Annotated in this window: 1 rRNA gene; it reads left to right on the forward strand. The window is 57.6% G+C overall.

Going from position 1 to position 2,508, the window contains the following annotated elements:
* Window positions 1-2,411, forward strand: a 23S ribosomal RNA gene (locus tag GCU67_RS21050); the annotation flags it as partial.
* Window positions 2,412-2,508: the final 97 nt, after the last annotated feature.

A 2,508-nucleotide genomic window follows, 5' to 3' on the forward strand; every position in this document is an offset into this window, starting at 1 on the left:
GTGGGGTAGCCGTAGCGAAAGCGAGTCCGAACAGGGCGTGTGAGTCGCGTGCTCTAGACCCGAAGCCGAGTGATCTACCCATGGCCAGGTTGAAGCGCGGGTAAGACCGCGTGGAGGACCGAACCCACTTCAGTTGAAAATGGAGGGGATGAGCTGTGGGTAGGGGTGAAAGGCCAATCAAACTCGGTGATAGCTGGTTCTCCCCGAAATGCATTTAGGTGCAGCGTCACGTGTTTCTTGCCGGAGGTAGAGCACTGGATGGTCTAGGGGCCCCACAAGGTTACTGAAATCAACCAAACTCCGAATGCCGGTAAGTGAGAGCGTGGCAGTGAGACTGCGGGCGATAAGGTTCGTAGTCGAGAGGGAAACAGCCCAGATCATCAGCTAAGGCCCCTAAGCGTGTGCTAAGTGGAAAAGGATGTGGGATTGCCGTGACAACCAGGAGGTTGGCTTAGAAGCAGCCACCCTTGAAAGAGTGCGTAATAGCTCACTGGTCAAGTGGTTCCGCGCCGACAATGTAGCGGGGCTCAAGCACACCGCCGAAGCTGTGGCATTCACATGAACCCGTCGTCTCCTTCGGGGGCCGGCCAGGTGTGTGGATGGGTAGGGGAGCGTCGTGTGGCGATTGAAGCGGCGGAGTGATCCAGCCGTGGACGCCACACGAGTGAGAATGCAGGCATGAGTAGCGAAAGGGGAGTGAGAAACTCCCCCGCCGGATGACCAAGGGTTCCTGGGCCAGGCTAATCCGCCCAGGGTGAGTCGGGACCTAAGGCGAGGCCGACAGGCGTAGTCGATGGACAACGGGTTGATATTCCCGTACCCGCGAAAGAACGCCCATGCTGAACCCAGCGATGCTGACCGCCTGAAGCTGCTGACTGTCCTTCGGGACTGATGTGGTGGAACGCGGGACCCGGACTGGTAGTAGGCAAGCGATGGGGTGACGCAGGAAGGTAGTCCTACCGGTGAATGGTAGTACCGGTGCAAGGGTGTGGCCCGTGGGATAGGTAAATCCGTTCCACATACAGGGTGAGACCTGACGCATAGCCGAATGAGGCGAATTGGATGATCCTATGCTGCCGAGAAAAGCCTCTAGCGAGTTCTTAGCGGCCCGTACCCCAAACCAACTCAGGTGGTCAGGTAGAGAATACCAAGGCGATCGAGCGAACTGTGGTTAAGGAACTCGGCAAAATGCCCCCGTAACTTCGGGAGAAGGGGGGCCATTGATCGTGAACGCCCTTGCGGCGGGAAGCGGTTGGTGGTCGCAGAGACCAGTGAGAAGCGACTGTTTACTAAAAACACAGGTCCGTGCGAAGTCGAAAGACGATGTATACGGACTGACGCCTGCCCGGTGCTGGAACGTTAAGGGGACGGGTTAGCCGCAAGGCGAAGCTCAGAACTCAAGCGCCAGTAAACGGCGGTGGTAACTATAACCATCCTAAGGTAGCGAAATTCCTTGTCGGGTAAGTTCCGACCTGCACGAATGGCGTAACGACTTCTCAGCTGTCTCAACCACAGGCTCGGCGAAATTGCACTACGAGTAAAGATGCTCGTTACGCGCGGCAGGACGGAAAGACCCCGGGACCTTCACTATAGCTTGATATTGGTGTTCGGTTCGGCTTGTGTAGGATAGGTGGGAGACTGTGAAGCGGGCACGCCAGTGTTCGTGGAGTCATCGTTGAAATACCACTCTGGTCGAATTGGATGTCTAACCTCGGTCCGTGATCCGGATCAGGAACAGTGTCAGGTGGGTAGTTTAACTGGGGCGGTTGCCTCCCAAAATGTAACGGAGGCGCCCAAAGGTTCCCTCAGCCTGGTTGGCAATCAGGTGTCGAGTGCAAGTGCACAAGGGAGCTTGACTGCGAGACCGACGGGTCGAGCAGGAGCGAAAGCTGGGACTAGTGACCCGGCACCGGCATGTGGAAGCGGTGTCGCTCAACGGATAAAAGGTACCCCGGGGATAACAGGCTGATCTTCCCCAAGAGTCCATATCGACGGGATGGTTTGGCACCTCGATGTCGGCTCGTCGCATCCTGGGGCTGGAGTAGGTCCCAAGGGTTGGGCTGTTCGCCCATTAAAGCGGCACGCGAGCTGGGTTTAGAACGTCGTGAGACAGTTCGGTCCCTATCCGCCGCGCGCGTAAGAGACTTGAGAAGTGCTGTCCCTAGTACGAGAGGACCGGGACGGACGAACCTCTGGTGTGCCAGTTGTTCCGCCAGGAGCACTGCTGGTTGGCTACGTTCGGCAGGGATAACCGCTGAAAGCATCTAAGCGGGAAGCCTTCTTCAAGATGAGGTCTCTCACCGGGTCAACCGGGTAAGGCCCCCGCCCAGACCAGCGGGTTGATAGGCCGGAAGTGGAAGCGGCGTAAGTCGTGGAGCTGACCGGTACTAATAGGCCGAGGGCTTGACTCACACAACACCCAGCCTCTTGTGAAGCTATATGTCTCGCGTCCACTGTGTGGTTCTGAACGTACGGAACCCACCCCCCAACCCCACCCCACACATTCGT

It is taken from the genome of Modestobacter muralis, assembly GCF_010682105.1.
GTDB lineage: Bacteria > Actinomycetota > Actinomycetes > Mycobacteriales > Geodermatophilaceae > Modestobacter > Modestobacter muralis.